This window comes from Streptomyces globisporus C-1027, assembly GCF_000261345.2.
Lineage (GTDB): Bacteria > Actinomycetota > Actinomycetes > Streptomycetales > Streptomycetaceae > Streptomyces > Streptomyces pakalii.
Window position 1 is genome coordinate 3,653,793 of the sequence record NZ_CP013738.1, and the last position, 18,012, is coordinate 3,671,804.

Annotated in this window: 17 protein-coding genes; 11 read left to right on the forward strand and 6 right to left on the reverse strand. The window is 72.3% G+C overall.

Features of this window, described 5'->3' with window-relative positions; all coding sequences use genetic code 11:
• Positions 1-43 precede the first annotated feature (43 nt).
• From WQO_RS15820 to WQO_RS15835, 4 genes are all read left to right on the forward strand, one after another.
• Entirely contained in the window at positions 44-1,111 is a 1,068-nt protein-coding gene (locus WQO_RS15820; RefSeq protein WP_010063609.1) for a S1C family serine protease, read from the forward strand.
• A gap of 71 nt (positions 1,112-1,182) precedes the next feature.
• Positions 1,183-1,923: a response regulator transcription factor gene (locus tag WQO_RS15825; protein ID WP_010063610.1), complete on the forward strand. Its 741-nt coding sequence runs from the start codon at positions 1,183-1,185 to the stop codon at positions 1,921-1,923.
• Between the two features lie 95 nt (positions 1,924-2,018).
• Positions 2,019-3,434, forward strand: a complete 1,416-nt coding sequence (locus WQO_RS15830) for a HAMP domain-containing sensor histidine kinase (protein WP_029182623.1) — start codon at positions 2,019-2,021, stop codon at positions 3,432-3,434.
• A 169-nt stretch (positions 3,435-3,603) separates the two neighbouring features.
• Positions 3,604-5,112, forward strand: coding sequence for an eCIS core domain-containing protein (locus WQO_RS15835; RefSeq protein ID WP_058954002.1), 1,509 nt, complete (start codon positions 3,604-3,606; stop codon positions 5,110-5,112).
• A gap of 64 nt (positions 5,113-5,176) precedes the next feature.
• On the opposite strand, the gene WQO_RS15840 is transcribed toward WQO_RS15835, so the two are convergent.
• Both WQO_RS15840 and WQO_RS15845 read right to left on the reverse strand, forming a co-directional pair.
• Positions 5,177-6,112: a phosphatidylinositol-specific phospholipase C gene (locus tag WQO_RS15840; RefSeq protein WP_029182624.1), complete on the reverse strand. Its 936-nt coding sequence runs from the start codon at positions 6,110-6,112 to the stop codon at positions 5,177-5,179.
• A 177-nt stretch (positions 6,113-6,289) separates the two neighbouring features.
• Positions 6,290-6,931, reverse strand: a complete 642-nt coding sequence (locus WQO_RS15845; protein ID WP_029182625.1) for a maleylpyruvate isomerase family mycothiol-dependent enzyme — start codon at positions 6,929-6,931, stop codon at positions 6,290-6,292.
• 285 nt (positions 6,932-7,216) lie between these two features.
• Here WQO_RS15845 and WQO_RS15850 point away from each other — a divergent pair, with 285 nt between their 5' ends.
• A complete protein-coding gene (locus WQO_RS15850) occupies positions 7,217-7,690 on the forward strand; it encodes a hypothetical protein (RefSeq protein WP_010063616.1) in 474 nt (157 codons plus the stop codon).
• 400 nt (positions 7,691-8,090) lie between these two features.
• On the opposite strand, the gene WQO_RS15855 is transcribed toward WQO_RS15850, so the two are convergent.
• Complete coding sequence (locus tag WQO_RS15855) at positions 8,091-8,432, reverse strand: cupin domain-containing protein (protein WP_029182626.1); 342 nt, start codon at positions 8,430-8,432, stop codon at positions 8,091-8,093.
• A gap of 71 nt (positions 8,433-8,503) precedes the next feature.
• Between WQO_RS15855 and WQO_RS15860 the strand changes: the two genes are divergently transcribed.
• Together WQO_RS15860 and WQO_RS15865 are read left to right on the forward strand one after the other, a co-directional pair.
• Entirely contained in the window at positions 8,504-9,475 is a 972-nt protein-coding gene (locus tag WQO_RS15860) for a GlxA family transcriptional regulator (protein ID WP_010063618.1), read from the forward strand.
• A gap of 354 nt (positions 9,476-9,829) precedes the next feature.
• Positions 9,830-11,161, forward strand: coding sequence for an LAETG motif-containing sortase-dependent surface protein (locus WQO_RS15865; RefSeq protein WP_010063619.1), 1,332 nt, complete (start codon positions 9,830-9,832; stop codon positions 11,159-11,161).
• Positions 11,162-11,229: 68 nt separating this feature from the next.
• Here the strand turns inward: WQO_RS15865 and WQO_RS15870 are convergent, their stop codons facing one another.
• Positions 11,230-12,219 carry a GlxA family transcriptional regulator gene (locus WQO_RS15870; RefSeq protein ID WP_010063620.1) on the reverse strand — a complete coding sequence of 330 codons (990 nt, stop codon included), beginning with the start codon at positions 12,217-12,219 and terminating at the stop codon, positions 11,230-11,232.
• Positions 12,220-12,380: 161 nt separating this feature from the next.
• On the opposite strand from WQO_RS15870, the gene WQO_RS15875 reads away from it, so the two are divergent.
• Together WQO_RS15875 and WQO_RS15880 are read left to right on the forward strand one after the other, a co-directional pair.
• Positions 12,381-12,965, forward strand: coding sequence for an isochorismatase family protein (locus WQO_RS15875; protein WP_010063622.1), 585 nt, complete (start codon positions 12,381-12,383; stop codon positions 12,963-12,965).
• An 87-nt stretch (positions 12,966-13,052) separates the two neighbouring features.
• Positions 13,053-13,547 (forward strand): GNAT family N-acetyltransferase, encoded by a 495-nt coding sequence (locus tag WQO_RS15880; RefSeq protein ID WP_010063623.1) that lies wholly within the window; start codon positions 13,053-13,055, stop codon positions 13,545-13,547.
• Positions 13,548-13,628: 81 nt separating this feature from the next.
• On the opposite strand, the gene WQO_RS37275 is transcribed toward WQO_RS15880, so the two are convergent.
• A complete protein-coding gene (locus WQO_RS37275) occupies positions 13,629-14,054 on the reverse strand; it encodes an HAD family hydrolase (protein ID WP_010063624.1) in 426 nt (141 codons plus the stop codon).
• 133 nt (positions 14,055-14,187) lie between these two features.
• Here WQO_RS37275 and WQO_RS15890 point away from each other — a divergent pair, with 133 nt between their 5' ends.
• A complete protein-coding gene (locus tag WQO_RS15890) occupies positions 14,188-14,736 on the forward strand; it encodes a hypothetical protein (protein ID WP_418082110.1) in 549 nt (182 codons plus the stop codon).
• Positions 14,737-14,966: 230 nt separating this feature from the next.
• Here WQO_RS15890 and WQO_RS15895 read toward each other — a convergent pair whose 3' ends face one another.
• Positions 14,967-16,790: a bifunctional metallophosphatase/5'-nucleotidase gene (locus WQO_RS15895; RefSeq protein ID WP_058954003.1), complete on the reverse strand. Its 1,824-nt coding sequence runs from the start codon at positions 16,788-16,790 to the stop codon at positions 14,967-14,969.
• Between the two features lie 275 nt (positions 16,791-17,065).
• On the opposite strand from WQO_RS15895, the gene mshD reads away from it, so the two are divergent.
• Positions 17,066-17,989 (forward strand): mycothiol synthase, encoded by a 924-nt coding sequence (gene mshD / locus WQO_RS15900; protein WP_010063627.1) that lies wholly within the window; start codon positions 17,066-17,068, stop codon positions 17,987-17,989.
• Positions 17,990-18,012: the final 23 nt, after the last annotated feature.

The following is an 18,012-nucleotide window of genomic DNA, read 5'->3' on the forward strand; positions in this document are numbered from 1 at the left end:
TCAGGACGTACTCAGGCCGTTCTCATCTTCGCCGACCAGCCTGATGGACATGACGGAGAACCTTCGCCCGAGCGGCGCGCACTCGACGGACCAGGACCCGACCTCGTACCCGTACTCCTCCCCGTCCGCGTATGACGGCACGGCGTACAACAGCGCTGCGGGCGGTTACCCGCCGCCCCCCGCGTACGCCCCCACCACCGGCCGGCGCAAGGCGAAGCGGCCGGTGGCGCTGCTGGCGGCGGTGGCGATCGCGGCGGGCGTGATCGGCGGCGGCACCGCCACCCTCGTCGGCCGGCTGAACGGCCAGGACGCCGCCGCCACCGGTTCGGGCGGCGCGGTCAACGGCACCACCGTCTCGCAGAGCAGCAAGGGCACCGTGGCGGGCGTCGCGGAGGCCGTCTCGCCCGCGATCGTGGAGATCGGCGCGGCCTCCTCGGCGGGCAAGTCCACCGGATCGGGTGTGGTGATCACCGAGGACGGCGAGATCGTCACCAACAACCACGTCATCTCGGGCGCCCAGCAGATCCAGGTCACCCTCTCCACCGGCAAGACCTACACCGCCGACGTCGTGGGCACCGACCCCGACAAGGATCTGGCGCTCATCAAGCTCCAGGGCGCGAGCGGCCTGAAGACGGCGTCGCTGGGCGACTCCTCCAAGGTCAAGGTCGGCGAGGAGGTCGTGGCGATCGGCTCGCCCGAGGGCCTCACCGGCACCGTCACCAGCGGCATCGTCTCCGCGCTCGACCGGGATGTGACCGTCGCCAAGGACGACTCCGGCAGCTCCGGCCAGGGACAGGGCCAGGGCCGGCAGGGCGGCGGCCAGGAGTGGCCGTTCGAGTTCGGCGGTCAGCAGTTCAACGGCGACACGGGCGAGGAGACCACCACCTACAAGGCGCTCCAGACCGACGCGTCACTCAACCCCGGCAACTCCGGTGGCGCGCTGATCAACATGGACGGCGAGATCATCGGCATCAACTCCGCGATGTACGCGCCGAGTTCCCCGGCCGCGGGCAGCGGCTCCTCGGCGGGCAGCGTGGGCCTCGGCTTCGCGATCCCGGTGAACACGCTCAAGGCCGACCTGGACACCCTGCGCGCGGGGAACGGCTCCTGACCGTGCAAGGCTGAGAGCGCCCCCGCAGGGCGGACGGACCCCGGTCGACACGAGAAGAGGACGAGACAGCGATGAGCCCCGCCGAAGACGATCCCCAGCGCATCCTGATCGTCGACGACGAGCCGGCCGTGCTCGAGGCACTGCGGCGCAGCCTCGCCTTCGAGGGGTACGGGACGCAGGTCGCGGTCGACGGGTACGACGCCCTGGCGATGGCCGAGGCGTACGCCCCCGACCTCATCGTCCTGGACATCCAGATGCCCCGGATGGACGGGCTCACCGCCGCCCGCCGCATCCGGGCCACCGGCTCGACCACGCCCATCCTGATGCTCACCGCCCGCGACACCGTCGGGGACCGGGTCACCGGACTCGACGCCGGGGCGGACGACTACCTGGTCAAGCCGTTCGAGCTGGACGAGTTGTTCGCCCGAATCCGCGCCCTGCTGCGCCGCAGCAGTTACGCGTCGGCAGCGGCGGCGGGCGCGGAGGCCCCCGACGACGACGTCCTGTCCTTCGCCGACCTGCGGATGGACCTGGCGACCCGCGAGGTCACGAGGGGCGAGCGCCGGGTCGAGCTGACCCGCACCGAGTTCACCCTGCTGGAGATGTTCCTCTCCCACCCCCGCCAGGTGCTGACCCGGGAGCAGATCCTCAAGGCCGTCTGGGGCTTCGACTTCGAGCCGAGCTCCAACTCCCTGGACGTGTACGTGATGTACCTGCGCCGCAAGACGGAGGCGGGCGGCGAGCCGCGCCTCGTCCACACGGTGCGCGGGGTGGGCTACGCGCTGCGCACGGGCGGGAGCGGGGAGGCGTGAGCGGGGATACGCCCGTCGCGGACGGGCGGGAGCAGGGTGGCGTCGGCGGGTCGACGGCGGTCACGGGCGGGCGGGGCCGGCGGGGCAGGGGTCCGCTGCGCCGGTTCCGGGCGCTGCCGCTGCGCTCCCGGCTGGCCCTGCTGGTGGCCACGGCGGTGGCGGTGGCAGTCGCGGCGGTCGCGGTCGCGTGCTGGTTCGTGACCCGGGAGCAACTGGAGGACCAGCTCGACGACTCGCTGCGCAACGCGAAGATGGACAACGCGCCGATGCGCGATCTGCTGTCCTCGTGCCTGAGCGGCGGGCAGTTGCCGGCCCAGGAGTTCCCCGGCCAGTACACCGTGCAGATCGTCGCGGCGAACGGCGACTACTGCACGGCCCCGAACACGACGCCCGTCCCCGCCCAGGCCAGCGACATCGCGGTGGCGGCGGGGCGGAAGGCGGACGCCCTGCACACGACGGAGAACGACCGCGGAGAGGACATGCGGGTCTACACCCGCAAACTGCCGCCGGTGGTCAGCTCCGGCCAGGCCAACAACGAGCTGGCCGTCTCGGTGGCCCGCCCGCTCAGCGAGATCGACGCACCGCTGTCCACGCTCGCCTGGGTGCTGGCCCTGGTCGGCGGCATCGGCGTCGTCGGCGCGGGCGCGGCCGGGCTGTGGGTGGCGCGGGCGGGGCTGCGCCCGGTGGACGAGCTGACGGAGGCGGTCGAACACGTGGCGCGCACGGAGGACTTGACCGTGCGCATCCCGGTCGACGGCGAGGACGAGATCGCCCGGCTGTCGCACTCCTTCAACTCGATGGCCGCCCAGCTCGCCTCCTCCCGCGACCGCCAGTCCCAGTTGATCGCGGACGCGGGCCATGAGCTGCGCACCCCGCTGACCTCGCTGCGGACGAACGTGGAGCTGCTGGCCCGCAGCGACGAGACGGGCCGGGTGATCCCGCCGGAGGACCGCAAGGCGCTGATGGCGTCGGTGAAGGCGCAGATGACGGAGCTGGCCGCGCTGATCGGCGACCTCCAGGAACTGGCCCGCCCGGATGCGGCCGAGCCGGGCCCGCTCCAGGTGGTGGCCCTGCACGAGATCACCCGCTCCGCCCTGCGCCGCGCCCGCCTGCGCGGCCCGGAGCTGACGATCACGGAGGACCTGGCCCCCTGGTACGTACGGGCGGAGCCGGCGGCGCTGGAGCGGGCGATCGTCAACGTCCTGGACAACGCGGTGAAGTTCAGCCCGTCGCGCGCCACGATCGACGTGCGGCTGCACCGGGGCGAGCTGACCGTACGGGACCGGGGCCCCGGCATCCCCGCCGAGGAACTCCCCCACGTCTTCGAACGCTTCTGGCGCTCCCCGACCGCCCGTCAGCTCCCCGGCTCGGGCCTGGGCCTCTCGATCGTGGCCCGTACGGTGCACCAGGCGGGCGGCACGATCGCTCTGCGCCCGGCCCCGGACGGGGGCCCCGGCACGGTGGCGGCGCTGACGCTGCCGGGAGCGCCGACGCCGCCGCCGGAGATGTGAGGGGCGGGGCTTCCGCCCTCGGGGCCGTTCCGCCCGCAGGCCCGCCCCGGCCACCGTGCGTGCGCCCCTGCCCCTTCGGGCGGTGGTCTCTGCCCCTGGGGACCTCGCCGTTCGGGGGGCCGTCCCTGTATCCAGAAAGGTACGTCGCTGATCGAGGGAAGGGCTCTTTGTGCGGGCACAGGGCAAGGACAGGGCAGGTCACTCCGACGACGGGCCGGAGCGGGCCGCCGTCGCCACCCCCGCGAAGGAGTCGGCGACGGCCCGGCAGGGGGCGGCCCCCTCGGGGGCTCAGCCGCTCCTCGCCCTCCAGTCCACCGTGGGCAACGCCGTCGCCGTCCAGATGCTGCGCCGGGCCGCGGTCCAGCAGCGGGAGCAGAGCCAGGAACAGGACCAGGAGCGGCAGCAGGGACAGGACCAGCAGCGGCATCGGCACGGCGCGGGCTGCGGTCACGAGGAGGCCCGGCGGTCCGCCGTGCAGCGCTCCGCCGTCCACGACGTCCTGCGGACCTCGGGCCGTCCCCTGGAGGACGCCGTCCGCACGGACATGGAGTCGCGTCTCGGCGCCGACTTCTCCGACGTACGCGTCCACGACGACAGCGCCGCGAAGGCCTCCGCGGCCGAGGTCGGCGCCCGCGCCTACACGTCCGGCAGCCATGTCGTCATCGGCGACGGCGGCGGGGACCGGCACACCCTCGCCCATGAGCTCACCCACGTCATCCAGCAGCGCCAGGGACAGGTAGCGGGCACCGACAACGGCGGCGGGCTGAGGGTCTCCGACCCCTCCGACCGGTTCGAGCGGGCCGCCGAGGCCAACGCGCGCCGGGTGATGGCCGCCCCGGCCCGTACGGACGTGCAGCGGGCGCCGGCCACGTCCGGCCGCCCCGCTCCGGCGACGGCGTCGGTGACGGCGTCGGTGACGGCGGTGCAGCGGGTGGGTAATCCTCAGGAGATGCTCGGGGCAGGTCACTGGAAGGGCGAGATGGAAACAGCGGGCCATCAGCTGCTTCCGCCGAAACAGAAGGGCAAGAAGAAGAAGGCGAAGGCGCCCGTTCGGAAGCTGGAGGACATCCTGGCCTCGGTGGGCCCCGGGCTCCTGGCGGAGCTGAAGGCACTCGCCGAGAAGGGCGAGACCGGCCGCCTGAAGCTCTACCGCACGATGATGGCGGAAGAAGCGAACGCCATCATGGAGTGGAAGGGCCTGGCCGCGCTCACCGAGGAGTGGATCACCTCCCAGGAGGACACCGCCGGAATCTCCAAACGCTTCCGGGGGGCCGTGGAGAAGGGCGAGGCCGGCATCATGCCGATCAGCAACCACCTGGGCGACGCGGGCCAGGCCGACGAGTACTTCACCAACGAGGACACCCAGGTGACCGTGGAGTTCACGCTCAAGCCCGGCGCCCACGAGCTCCTCTTCTCGCCGGACTACATGGCCATCTCCGGGGACAAGGGAACCCCGTACCACATCAGGAAGACGCGGGAGAGCGCCGACAACCCGTTCCCGGAGGCAGCCGGCGGCGAGGGCGCACTCGCGGGGTACATCGGCCTGAAGCCCGAGGAGAAGGAGCCGTTCAGCCTCTCCATCGGCAAGACCGACATCACGCGACTCCTCTTCCAGTTGTTCGTCGAGGACATGCGCGCGGTGCGGGGTGAGAAGAACCTGACGTCCGGCACCGCCTGACATTCCGCCCGGTGCGGCCGATGGGGACGGGCGCGCCGGGGCTCCGGCCCGCCCGCCCCGCACCTCACCCCACCGGGTTGTGCCGGATCAGCGACTCGACGAGCCCGGACCGCTGGTTCGGGTAGTCCAGCGGGACGATGCCGAGCCCGGTCCATCCGGCGGTCTCCGCGCGCTCCAGGAAGGAGTGCACCTGCGGGTTGAGCCGGTCGGCGTTCCAGCGGGGCGGCATCAGGGCGGCGGTGGAGACGTAGTTCATGTAGAACTTCCCCGGCTGCGCGGCCGCCTTGCGGAACTGGGCCTCGATCTTGGGGTACTTGGCGAACGGCTCCGCCATGTAGTCGTCCTGGATGTCGAAGAGCGCCGGGTCCGCGTACCGCACCCCGGGCAGACCGCCGTTGTCAGCGAGCAGCACCACTTTGCCCCGGGCTCCGCCGAGGTCGGGGAGGGTGGAGTCGAGACGGAACAGGGACCGCCAGCCCCGCCGGTCCAGGTAGTCGTCGAAGACCGCCCGGAACGCGGCGTCGCTCTCGGAGGAGTGCTCCTGCTTGACCCGCATCAGCACGGTCTCGGTCGGGCGGGTGGCGAGGAAGTCCCGGCAGGCGATGAGGACATCGCCGAACATCATGTTCTGGAACGACGCCCCGTGGTGGATCGCGAACGAGCCGTCGATGAGCCGGCACCGTACGTCGAGGAAGCGGATACCACTCGTCAACTGCTGGGCGATCGTGGTGTTCTGGCACTCCGACCAAGGCCCTCCGAACCGGGCCCCCGAGTCGTGCGTCCCCGGGATCGTCAGCCGCTGGAGCGCGGTGCCGTCGGGCAGGGCGGCCATCCAGTCCTGCGTCCCCCGGACCGCCCGGGCCTTCTCCCGGGTGGCGGCGACGGCGGGTGCCGTACCGACGATCGCGGTGGCGGACACGGCGAGGGCACCGGCCAGAAAGCCTCTGCGTGAGGGCCGGGACGGGGACGCAAACTCGGGCGTGCGCGCGGGGGTGGACATGCGGGTGCCTCCAAGGGCCGTGGGGGGGGGCCGGACCGGGCCGGGCCTGACCGGGCGGTAACCCTTGGATTCTGTCGGGTGCACGTCATCCAGAAAAGGGGGCGCCCGGGTCGTCCCACGGGACCACCCGGGCGCCGCCCCGGAGAACGCGCGCGCGGCCCCACCCCGGGTGCCGCCTCAGGCCGCCGCCCCCGCGAGCGCCCCCACCCCCGGCCCGTCCAGGTCGTCGAGCGCCACCCGGCGGCCGGAGACGGCCAGGAGCAGGGACAGGGCGGGGCCCGCCACCTCCGGCCCCTCCCCGATGGACAGGTCGGCGTCCGTCGCCGTCAGCCGGACGGACGCCACCGCCTCTCTCGCCCCGCCGAACGACGCCGGAGTCCGCACCTGGAGGCGCAGCGCCCGGACCACGGCCTCCTGCGGATAGGAGCGGACGAGGCCCACCGCCCGCCGGATGTCCTCGCCGTGCACGACCTCCTCGACCAGCCGGGTGTCGAGCGAGGCCGGGGGCGTGGTCGTCCGCGACACCACCCGGCGCAGCCGCTCCAGCGTCTCCGCGGGCGAGGCCCCGCGCCGGAGCTCCACACCGCGCGCGTTCTGCCGGTCGAAGTCGAACCGCGCCCGCACGAGCCCGGCGACGAAGCCGGTACGGGTCGTGAGCGCGGTGTCCACGAGATGGGCGGCCACATCGTGCACGGTCCACCCCGCACAGAGCGACGGCGTCGCCCACCGGTCGGCCTCCAGCCCCGCGAGGTCATCGACCAGCGCTGCGCGCTCGGCGTGCACCATGCGCCAGATCCCGCGCTTCTCGTCGCTCTTCACGGCTGCCTCCACTCGACTGCGTCCTGACCGGGTCTGCCGTATGAGACCCCGGACGCGCCCGGAACTCATCGCCACCGGCCACCGGGCGTCGGCCACCGGGCAACCGATCAATAAAGGTGATCTTGCCCCCCTGTGTCATGAATTCGTAACAGCGCGCAAACAGCACAACTCCTCCGCGTCACGACCTGTCCGACAGGGTGTGACTCACACCACTTCGCGGCGTGAGGAGCCGGGCGCCCGACCAGGCGTCACGCAGGGAACGCATCGAGAAACCGGGGAAACGACATGATCGACATCCGACGCGCGGCAGCCATCGGCGCCGCTGTCACCGCCACCGCCTGCGCAGCGGTCGCGCTCGCTCCGGTCGCCGTCGCGGCCGAGCCGGCCGCCCAGCGGGCCACCGCGGCACCGAAGGCCGCCGCCGCGCAGTACAACGGGGTCTGCGGCGGCGGCTACGCCGTGGTGAACTCCGCGCAGATCGGCACCAAGGGCACGGTCTTCCTCACGTACAACTCCGCCACCGGCAAGAACTGCGTGGTGACCATCCGCAACAAGCCCGGAAAGGCCGTGCACATGACGGCCTCGCTCGGCTTCGCCTCGCCCACCACGACGGTCACGGACACGGGGTACTTCACCACGTACGCGGGCCCGGTCTACCTCGACGCACGCGGCCTGTGCGTGACCTGGCGCGGCGAGATCTCCGGCGAGGTGGCGGGCAAGAACGGCACCAACTGCGGCTCCCGAGCCGCTGGCCGGTGACCATCCCGCACTGAACGTCAGCGGCCCGACGTGTGGTGTGCGCACACCACACGTCGGGCCGCAGCGCGTCACTCCCGGGACCGGAGCCGGGACCGGGTCGCCGTGGATGACGGACGAGGGGGCGACCGCGGCACGTCGTGAGGCCTCGTGGGCGACCCCGTCGGGACGCATGCTCCGGGAAGGTCCGGCGTGGCACAGCGGGGCGGGAGATCGGGGGTGAGCAGTTGGCGTGCGGTCATGGGTCCCACCTGCCGTACGAGGGGAGCCGGTCGTTCTCTCACCAGTGATTCGTAGCCGTACGGCAGGAGGATTGGGCCCGCCCCGCCCGTCCGGTCCCCTGTTCCGGACGGGCGGGGCGGGCCGGGCTCGGGCAACAGCCAGGCGCTGGGGCCCGGCGGCCTCAGGCGCTCATCAGCGAGATCCCCAGCATCCGCGCCCCCTTCTCCGTACGCGGGCGGTGTGCGCTGCCCGGCGCGAACACGACGTACGCCCCCGGCCCATGGCGCTCGCCGCCGTCGATGACCTCGCCGCTCAGGACGAAGTACCGCTCCTCCGTGGCGTGTTCGTCGACCTCGGGCCACTCCGTGCCCGCCGCGAAGTCGATCAGCCAGCCCCGGGCGTACGCAGTCGCCGGCAGTCTTCGGCGCACGATGCCCGGGACCACCTCCTGCGCCTCGACGTCGTCGACCTGGACCACGGTCTTCAGGTGACCGGCCTCGTCCGTCCGCGTGTCCTCGCTCATGACCCCACCGTCGCGCGGGGCGATCACCCGGGACGAGTGTCTGCACTGACATCCTCAGGTACTTTCCTGCCATGTCCGTATCCCGGCATCACCATGTGGTGGCACTGCTGAACGATCCGCAGTCGCCTTTCGAACTCGCCTGCGCGGCCGAGGTGTTCGGCTTCCACGCGGAAGTGCCCGCGCGCTACACCTTCGAGGTCTGCGCGCGGCGGCCCGGCCCCCTGCCGACCACCGCCGGTTACCCGCTGCTCGTCGAGAGCGGCCTCGAAGCCCTGCGGAGGGCGGACACCGTCGTCGTACCGGGCTGGCAGCCGCCCGGCGGGCCCGTGCCGGACGACGTCCTCGACGCGCTGCGGGCCGCCCACCGGCGCGGGGCGCGGACCGTGTCGATCTGCACGGGCGCGTTCGTCCTCGCCCGGGCCGGGCTGCTGGACGGGAGGCGCGCGACCACGCACTGGCGGCGGACCGGACAACTGGCCGACGCCTTCCCCGAGGTGAGCGTCGCCGAGGACGTGCTGTACGTCGACCACGGCGATGTGGCGACCAGCGCGGGAAGCGGCGCGGGCATCGACCTCTGCCTCCACCTCGTACGGTCCGACCTGGGCTCCTCCTACGCCGCCCAGGTGGCCCGGAGCATGGTGCTGCCGCCTCACCGGGACGGCAGCCAGCTCCAGTACGCGCCCCCGCCCGCCCCGACGGGGCCGGGCACCGACGCGTCGCTGGCCCCCGTCCTGGAGTGGGCCCTGACCCGGCTGGCGGCGGACCTCTCCGTCAGCCGGCTGGCCGCGTACGCCGGACTCTCCCCCCGCACCTTCGCCCGCCGATTCGTCCGCCAGGTCGGCGTCAGCCCCGGGCAGTGGCTGCTCCAGCAGCGCATCGACGCGGCCCGGTCCCTGCTGGAGCGGACCGATCTGCCCGTCGAGACGGTCGCGGCCCGGGTGGGCCTGTCGTCGGCGGTCAACCTGCGGCGGCGGTTCCGTACCGCTGTCGGGACGACGCCCGGGGCGTACCGCCGCCTCTTCGGCGAAGCGGGGACAGCCTGACTCCTGACGGAACGCCAGGCTCCGCCCGGCCCGCAGGGTCAGCCGCCGGGCGGAACGCAACGCTCCCGCATGGCCTTCGTCACAGCGAAAACACACAAAGCGTGGGCAACTGCACGCTTTGACGACGTCTGTCCGCTCCGCGTGACACCGTCCCGCCCCCGGCCCTCCGGATATTCACCCGTCACCATCACAGAATCCCCATACGATCAACGCAGGCAGCCCGCGTGATCCGTACCGCCGTGGCAGCCGCTCTTTTCCGTGCTCACGCACCCGACGCCTCACCCTCCGCACCGCCGGAACGCCGCTCGCCGCACCGCCGCTCCACCTCCGTCCGGAGCCGACCCAAGGGAACCTGTGAAGATTCGCCGCGTACTCGCCACCGCTGTCGCCCTCGCCGTGACCACCCCCGCCGCGCTGCTCTCCGTGAGCCCCGCGTACGCCGACGCCAAGCCGGCTGCGCAGACGCAGGACCAGCAGAAGAGCAAGCCGACCATCGAGGAGCTGGAGGAGGCGGCCGCCGAAGCGCAGAAGGCGTACGACAAGGCGGTCCAGGCGAAGACCGCCGGCCATGTCGAGCTGGAGAAGACGCTCGACGCTCTCAGCGTCGGCGGCACCCACCCCCTCGCGGTGGCCGCGGCCACCGCCGAGCAGGCCGCGAAGGACGCCGCCGCCGCGAAGACCACCGCCGACCAGGCCGTGACCGACGCGAAGGCCGCACTCGACGCCCTGCCCGAGAACGCCACGGAGGAGGAGAAGGCCGCCGCTGCGACCGCCCTCTCCGAGGCCGAGGCGACCGCGGCGACGGCCGCCACCGCCAAGACCACCGCCGATGCGGCCGCCACCGAGGCCGGGAAGAAGGTCGACGGCGCACGGGTCGCGGCGACCAGCGCCTACGGCGTGCTCGTCAAGGCGGCCGAGGACGCGCTCGCCGTGAAAGCCGCGGCCGACGCCGCGCTGGCCAAGGCCATCGAGGAGGCCGAAGAGGGCGAGGAGGGTGAGGGCGGCGAGGACTGCGAGCCCGAGCTCGACCTCACCTCCAAGGTCACCGGCCTGCCGGACAAGCTCGTCGCGGGGACGTCCACCGACTTCTCCCTCCGGGTGACCAACGGCTCCGACCGGCACATGGACGAGGTCCTCACGTTCGTCTCGATCCACGCGACCGACAAGAGCGGCCTCAAGGACACGGAGAAGTTCTTCCGCCTCCAGTGGTCCACCAAGTCCGCCCCGAAGTGGCAGAACGCCGACGCGGACGACTACATCGACGGCGTGGGCGCCCTGAAGCCCGGCGCACACGCCGATGTGAAGCTGCGCCTCACCCTCGACAAGGCCACCCCGGCCGGCAACGGCGTCGCGTTCTTCGCGGCCGACTTCTTCAACGAGGACGGCAGCTGCGGCGGAGCGCCCGACCTCGACATGTACGAGTTCGACGTCAAGGCGGCCGGCAGCAAGCCCGGCAAGACGGAGGACGTCAAGCCCTCCACGACCCCGAGGCCCGGCAACACCGGCACCACCCCGCAGGGTTCGGCGTCGGGCACCCCCGCGAGCACCGGCACGAACGGCAGCCTCGCCGCCACGGGTTCGTCCTCCGCCACCACGCCGATCGCCCTCGCGGGCGGTGCGGCCGTGCTGCTCGGCGCGGCGGCGGTGTTCGTCGTACGCCGCCGGAAGACGGGCTCGGACGCCTGATCGCGAGAGCCGTAGGAGGATGGTGAAGGGGCGGGGTCCTGCGGTACGGACCCCGCCCCCTCCCCCTGTCAGCGGGAGGCCCGGAACCGGCAGCGGTACTCCGTAGGCGTCGCGTTCAACCGTCGTCGGAACGCCCGTACCAGCGTGTCCACGGTGCCGAACCCGCAGACTGACGCGATGCGTTCGAGGGTGGCGTCGGAGGACTCCAGCTCGTTACGGGCCTTCTCGACCCGTACGGACTCGATGTAGGCGTGCGGAGTCGTCCCGAGCTCGGTCTTGAAGATCCGGGTCAGGTGGCGGTCGCTGACGTGCGCGTACTCCGCGAGGTCCACGACGGTGAGCCGGCGCCCGATGTTGCGCAGGATGTGGTGCCGGAGATCCTCGATGCGCCGCGTCGCCGAGATCTGCTCCAGCGGAACGCTGAACTGGCTCTGCCCGCTCTGCCGCTTCAGGTACATCACGAGCTGCCGGGCGACGCGCAGCGCGACGGCCTCGCCGAGGTCGTCGGCGATCAGGGCGAGCGAGAGATCGAGGCAGGCGCTGATCCCGGCCCCCGTCCACACATCGCCCTCGCGGATGAAGATCGGGTCGGCGTCGACCTCGATCTCCGGGTGCTCGTCGGCCAGTTGCCGCGCGGTCGACCAGTGCGTGGTGGCGCGCTTGCCGTCGAGCAGCCCGGCGGCGGCCAGCAGATGGGCCCCGACGCAGACGGAGGTGGTCCGCCGCGTCCGCGCGGTGAGCGTCTTGACCCGTTCCACCAGCCCGGGATCGACGAGGGCGTGCACGCGCCGATCACTGTCGACCTCCACCGAACCGGGCACGATGAGGGTGTCGATGCTCCGCCCGGCGGCCTCGTCGAAGGTGAGATCCGGCAGGATGCGCACCCCGGCCCCGGTGGTGACGGGCTCCAACGTCTCGGCAGCCAGGACGACTTCGTAACCGGCGGCGTCGTCGGTCTCGCGCCGGGCGAGCGAGAAGACCTCCGGGGGCCCGGTGACGTCGAGCAGGTCGACGCCGTCGAAGAGCACGATGACGACGAGCCGTCGGACGGTATCCATGGTTGCTCTCCTGACTTCGCTCCCCCCGCCCCCATGTCGGTATCTGCATGTTAGACGTCATTGTGGACATGCGGGCCGGCTCCTAGCGTGGAGAACAGCTCGCCGCACGGAACGGGGCGAGCACGTCCCCGATGTACGACGACTCCCGAGGCGGCACACCCATGTCCCGAACCACCCTGCGCGAACTCAACGGCTTCGACGCGACCCCGGCCCCGCTGACCGGCTCGACGCTGATCCTCGTGGACTTCCAGAACACCTACACCCGTGGCGTGATGGAACTCGACGGCTGGCAGCCCTCGTTGGAAGCGGCCGCGGACTTGCTGGCCCGGGCCCGTGAGGCCGGGACGAAGGTGGTCCACGTCATCAACGACGACGGCGAGGGGACCCCGTACGACATCCGGTCCGAGATCGGACAGATCCACCCGGCGGTCGCCCCGGCCGACGGAGAGCCCGTCGTCGTCAAGCAGGCCCCGAACGCCTTCCACGGCACGGACCTCGGCGAGCACGTGCCCGCCGGCCAGGACGTGATCATCGCGGGCTGGATGACGCACATGTGCGTGGCGTTCACCGCGCAGGGCGCGTTCCTGCGGGGCAACCGCCCCACGGTCGTCGCCGACGCCTGCGCGACGAGATCCCTGCCGGTCCTCGGGTCCGTCCTCGACGCCGCCCAGGTGCACCTCGGGGCACTGGCCACCATCGGCGACCTGTACGGGGTGGTCGTCGCGGGGCACAAGTCCCTGAAGTAGCTGGGGCCTTCACCCACTCCGCGCCGCAGGGTGGCCCCCCGAAATCCACGCGCACCCTGCCCGGACCGCGTGATACACCTCCCTGCCATGGACAACCTGGTGACCGAGCGGCTCGTGCTGCGTCCGATGTCCGTGGACGAGGCCGAGCAGACCGTGACGGGCGAGCCGGACGCCGACGTCCGTTGGGAGCAGGGGTACCCCACCGAGGGGGACGTGACGGTGGCCCGGCGCTTCCTGGAGCGCTGCGCGAGCACGGGCGATCCGCAGCCGTTCGGCCCGTACGTGATCCGCCGCCGCTCGGACCACCGGGCGATCGGCGGCATGGGCTTCCACGGCCCGCCGGACGAACACGGCAGCGTCACGATCGGCTACGGCCTCGTCCCGTCCGCCCAGGGCAAGGGGTACGCCTCCGAAGCGCTCCGCGCCCTGCTGCCGTTCGCGCGGGACCAGGGGGTCACCTCGGTGAAGGGCGACGCCGACCACGACAACACGGCGTCCCAGCACGTGATGACAGCGGCCGGGATGCGGCAGATCGGCGAGGACGAACGCGTCAAGTACTACGTGATCTCCTGGAGTCGGTGAGACCCTGGATCCCGTGGCACTACGTTCTTGGCGCGTGCGGCCCCGCGGGAGCTGGAAGCGATCTGCATCCGATCCAGGAGCTCACGGACGGCCCCGATGCGGACCGCCCCCGAACCCGTACCCGGTCAGCAGACTCCGTACGTCCGGCAGCGACGCCACGCACACACGCGCCTGCCTCAGCGCCTCCTCCGTGTGCGTCGTCGTCAGGCCGACGGCGACGCAGCCCGCCGCCACCGCCGCCTGGATGCCCGCCGGCGCGTCCTCCACGACCAGGCACTCCGATGCGGGGACCCCGAGGCGGGACGCGGCCAGGGCGAAGCAGTCCGGGGCGGGCTTCGCGTGGTGTACGTCGCTGCCGTAGACCTGTACGGCGGGGAGAGCCAGGCCCGTCGCGGCGAACCTGGCCTCCACGAAGTCCCGGGCGCCGGAGGTCACGATGGCCCACGGGGTGCCGGACAGCGACTCCAGCAGGTCGGGTGCTCCCTCGACCGGCTGGATGTCGTCCATCTCCTGGGCCAGCAGGCGCAGCCAGGCGCCCGTAGCTGCCCGGGCACAGGCACCGATCCCGGCCCCGGCGCGGTCCCTGACCCACGTGCCGGACCCGGACCCGGACCCCGCGCCTGTGCCGCCCGTTCCGCCGGTGCCTCCCGTACCCGTACCTCCCGGAACGTCCGCGCAGGAAACTCCCGTACCGCCCCCGCCCCCACCCTTCGTACCGCTCGTACCGCCCCCGACCGCGCCCAAGCCGCCGCGCCCGCCCCTCCCCCAGCCCGGCACCCTCACCCCCGAGCTCGACCGCGCCGCCACCGCGCTCCTCAGCGATCTACGCCGCCACGCACCCCAGTTCACCCTCTCCGAGGGCGACATCCGCCACCTCGCGCCCGCAGTCGCCACCTGGCTCGAACGCGACGCGCACCCCGACACCATCCGCCGTACTCTCACCGACGATCTGCCGCAGCCCCTCCGCCACCCCGTCAAACTGCTCAAGCACCGGCTGACCGCCTTGCTGCCCCCGCCGCTCCCCGGCGCATGCGACCTCGCAGCTCCCGCCCGGCCCCGCATCGTGGTCACGCCCTTCCAGACCTGCGACGACTGCGACCGCGCCTTCCGCTCACCCGACCCCGGCCACTGCCGCGACTGCCGCGAAACCCACGAGCACCGAGGCGAGGACGTACGCGTCGCCGCCTGATCCGCGGACCCGCCCTAGCGCTGCTGCTCCCGCACCCGTCGCCGCATGCGCGCGGCGGGGATCGCGAGGGCCAGCAGGACCGGGACCGCGGCGGCGATACCGACCCAGAGGACGAGGGCGAGGTAGCCGTAGGCCGCGTTCCCCCGTCCTGGTGCGCGTACCCAGGAGGGGCAAGCGAGAAGGGGCGGCCGGCCCGCAGGCCCGCCGCCCCTCCCTCATCCCACAACCTGCTACTGGATGACCGTGATCCGGTCCGTCGCCGGCGGGGCCAGCGGGGCGGTGGCCGTGGAGTGGGCCGCCAGGTAGGCGTTGAACAGGTCCAGGTCGGACGCGCCGACCAGCTTGTTCGTGCCCTGGCCGAGGGCCGGGAAGCCGTCGCCGCCGCCCGCGAGGAACTCGTTCATCGCGACGCGGTAGGTACGCGCCGGGTCGATCGCCTCGCCGTTCAGCTTGATGGTACCGGCGACCACGCGGTCCGCGCCGCTCTTCGTCAGGTCGAGCGTGTAGGTGAGGCCCTTGGAGACCTGGAGGATCTTCGGGCTGGCCTCGTTGGGCCCGCTGACCTGCTGCTGGAGCGCGGTGACCAACTGGGCGCCGGTCAGGTCGACGACGTTCATCATGTTGGTGAACGGCTGCACGGTGAACGCCTCGCCGTAGGTGACGACCCCGTCGCCCTCACTGCCGGACGCCTTGTGCACCAGGTCCGCGCGGATACCGCCCGGGTTCATGAACGCGACTTCCGCGCCGCCCTTGTCGGCCGGGGCGAGGCCTTCGAGCTGGGCGTCGGCGATGACGTTGCCGAGCGGCTTCTCGGGGGCCGTGGAGCCGCGGCCGTTGATGTCGGCGCTGATCCAGCCCTGCGGCTTGTTCGCGATCGGGGCCGCGAGCTTGTTCCAGCGGTCGATGAGGCGGGTCATGTCGGGGGCCTTGGGCTGGTCCCGGGTCACGACGTGGTTCGCGGACTTCACCGACGTACGGACGATGTCGTTCGTGCGGCGGTCGTAGGTCAGCGTGGTGTCCGTGTACAGCTTGCCGAACGACGAGGCCGAGGTGACCATGCGCGGCTTGCCGGACGGGTCCGGGACCGTGCACACGTACGCCTGGTGGGTGTGGCCCGTCACCAGGGCGTCGACCTTCGGCGTGATGCCCTTGGCGATGTCGACGATCGGGCCGGAGATGCCGTCGCCCGCGCCGGGGCTGTCGCAGTCGTAGTTGTACGAGGTGGAGGCCGGGGCCCCGCCCTCGTGGATCAGCGCCACGATCGACTTGACGCCCTTGCGGTCCAGCTCGCGGGCGTACTTGTTGATCGTCTCGACCTCGTCGTGGAACTTCAGGCCCTTGACGCCGTTGGCCGTGACGATGTCCGGGGTGCCCTCCAGGGTCACGCCGATGAAGCCGATCTTGACGCCGTTCTTCTTCCAGACGGTGTACGGCTTCAGCAGGGGCTTACCGGTCTTCTCCTTGGTCACGTTGGCCGCGAGGTAGGGGAAGTCCGCTCCCTTGAACTTCTTGCCCTTCTCGTAACACCCCTCGACCGGGTGGCAGCCGCCGTTCTGGAGGCGGGCCAGCTCGGTGGCGCCCTCGTCGAACTCGTGGTTGCCGACCGCCGTGACGTCCAGGTCGAGACCGTTCAGCGCCTCGATCGTCGGCTCGTCGTGGAAGAGGCCCGACAGCAGCGGACTCGCGCCGACCATGTCACCGCCGGCCGCCGTGACGGAGTACGGGTTGCCCTTGCGCGCGGTGCGCAGCGAGGTCGCCAGGTACTCGACGCCACCGGCCGGGATCGCCTTCACCGTGCCGTCGGGCTGCGTCTCGGAGACGTTGCCCGCCGAACCGGCCGGCGGCTCCAGGTTGCCGTGCAGGTCGTTGAACGACAGCAACTGCACGTCGACGATACGGGGCTTGTGGCCGTGCCCGTGTCCCCCGCCGTGCCCGTGGCCCCGGTCATGGGCCCCGGCCGGCATCGCGGCGACGAGCGCGCCCACGGTGGCCAGACCGGCCGCGGCGGCGAGCACCCGCCGGGAAGCGCGGTTCTTCTGTGGAGTCGCTGACATCGGTCCCCTTGTGTGTCAGTTCAGTGGTGTCAGTACTGCATCCTGCGAGCCGCAGCCTAGAGTCAACGCGCGTAGCGCAACAGGTGTTCGGGGTTACGGACTGGTTGCCATCCGGCCACATGGCTCTTTTGCGTGCCGTGAACCGCCCTCCTCCCGTGCCGCAGACGGTCCGACTCCCTGCCGCGGACGGCCCGACGCCCTGCCGCGGGCGCCCCGGCCGCGCTCCCGCCCCGCCGCGCCGCCACCGGGCGCGCCCTCGCCGTACGCTCGGAGGCATGACGACTGACGCACCCCTCCCCGCTCCCGGACGCGAGATTCAGGCCCTCGACGCACTCGACCCCGCACAGGCCGAGGCCGTCCTCGCCCTGCTCGCCGAGGCGGCCGCGTCCGACGGCCGGCAGGCGGTCTCCGAGCAGGGCAGGCTCCGGATCCGGGGCGGACACCGCGACGGCGTACGGCACTTCCTGCTCACCGTCGACGGCACGCTCGCCGGCTATGCCCAGCTGGAGGACACCGACCCGGTCGAGGCCCCGGCCGCCGAGCTGGTCGTCCACCCCGACCGGCGCGGCAACGGACACGGTCGGGCGCTCGGCGCCGCCCTCCTCGCCGCGACCGGCAAACGGCTGCGGGTCTGGGCGCACGGCGGCACCTCCGCGGCCCGCCACCTCGCCCAGGTCCTCGGCCTCTCCCTCTTCCGCGAACTGCGCCAGCTGCGGCGGAGCCTGATCCCGCTCGACCTCGCCGAGCCGGTCCTGCCCGAGGGCGTCACCGTACGGACCTTCGAGCCGGGGCGGGACGACGCCGCCTGGCTCGCCGTGAACCGCGCCGCCTTTGCGCATCACCCGGAGCAGGGGTCGCTGACCCAGCAGGACCTGGACGACCGCAAGGCCGAGCCCTGGTTCGACCCGAAGGGCTTCTTCCTGGCCGAGCGGGACGGGGAGATCGTCGGCTTCCACTGGACGAAGGTGCACGCCGAGGAGCAGGTCGGCGAGGTGTACGTCGTCGGGGTGCTGCCCGAGGCCCAGGGCGGCGGCCTCGGCAAGGCGCTGACCTCGATCGGCCTGCACCACCTGGCCGCCCAGGCGCTGCCCACCGCGATGCTCTACGTGGACGCGGACAACACGGCGGCCGTGACGGTGTACGAGCGCATCGGCTTCACCACGCACGAGGTGGACCTGATGTACCGCACGGAGTCCTGAACCCTCCGTCAGACACCCCAGGG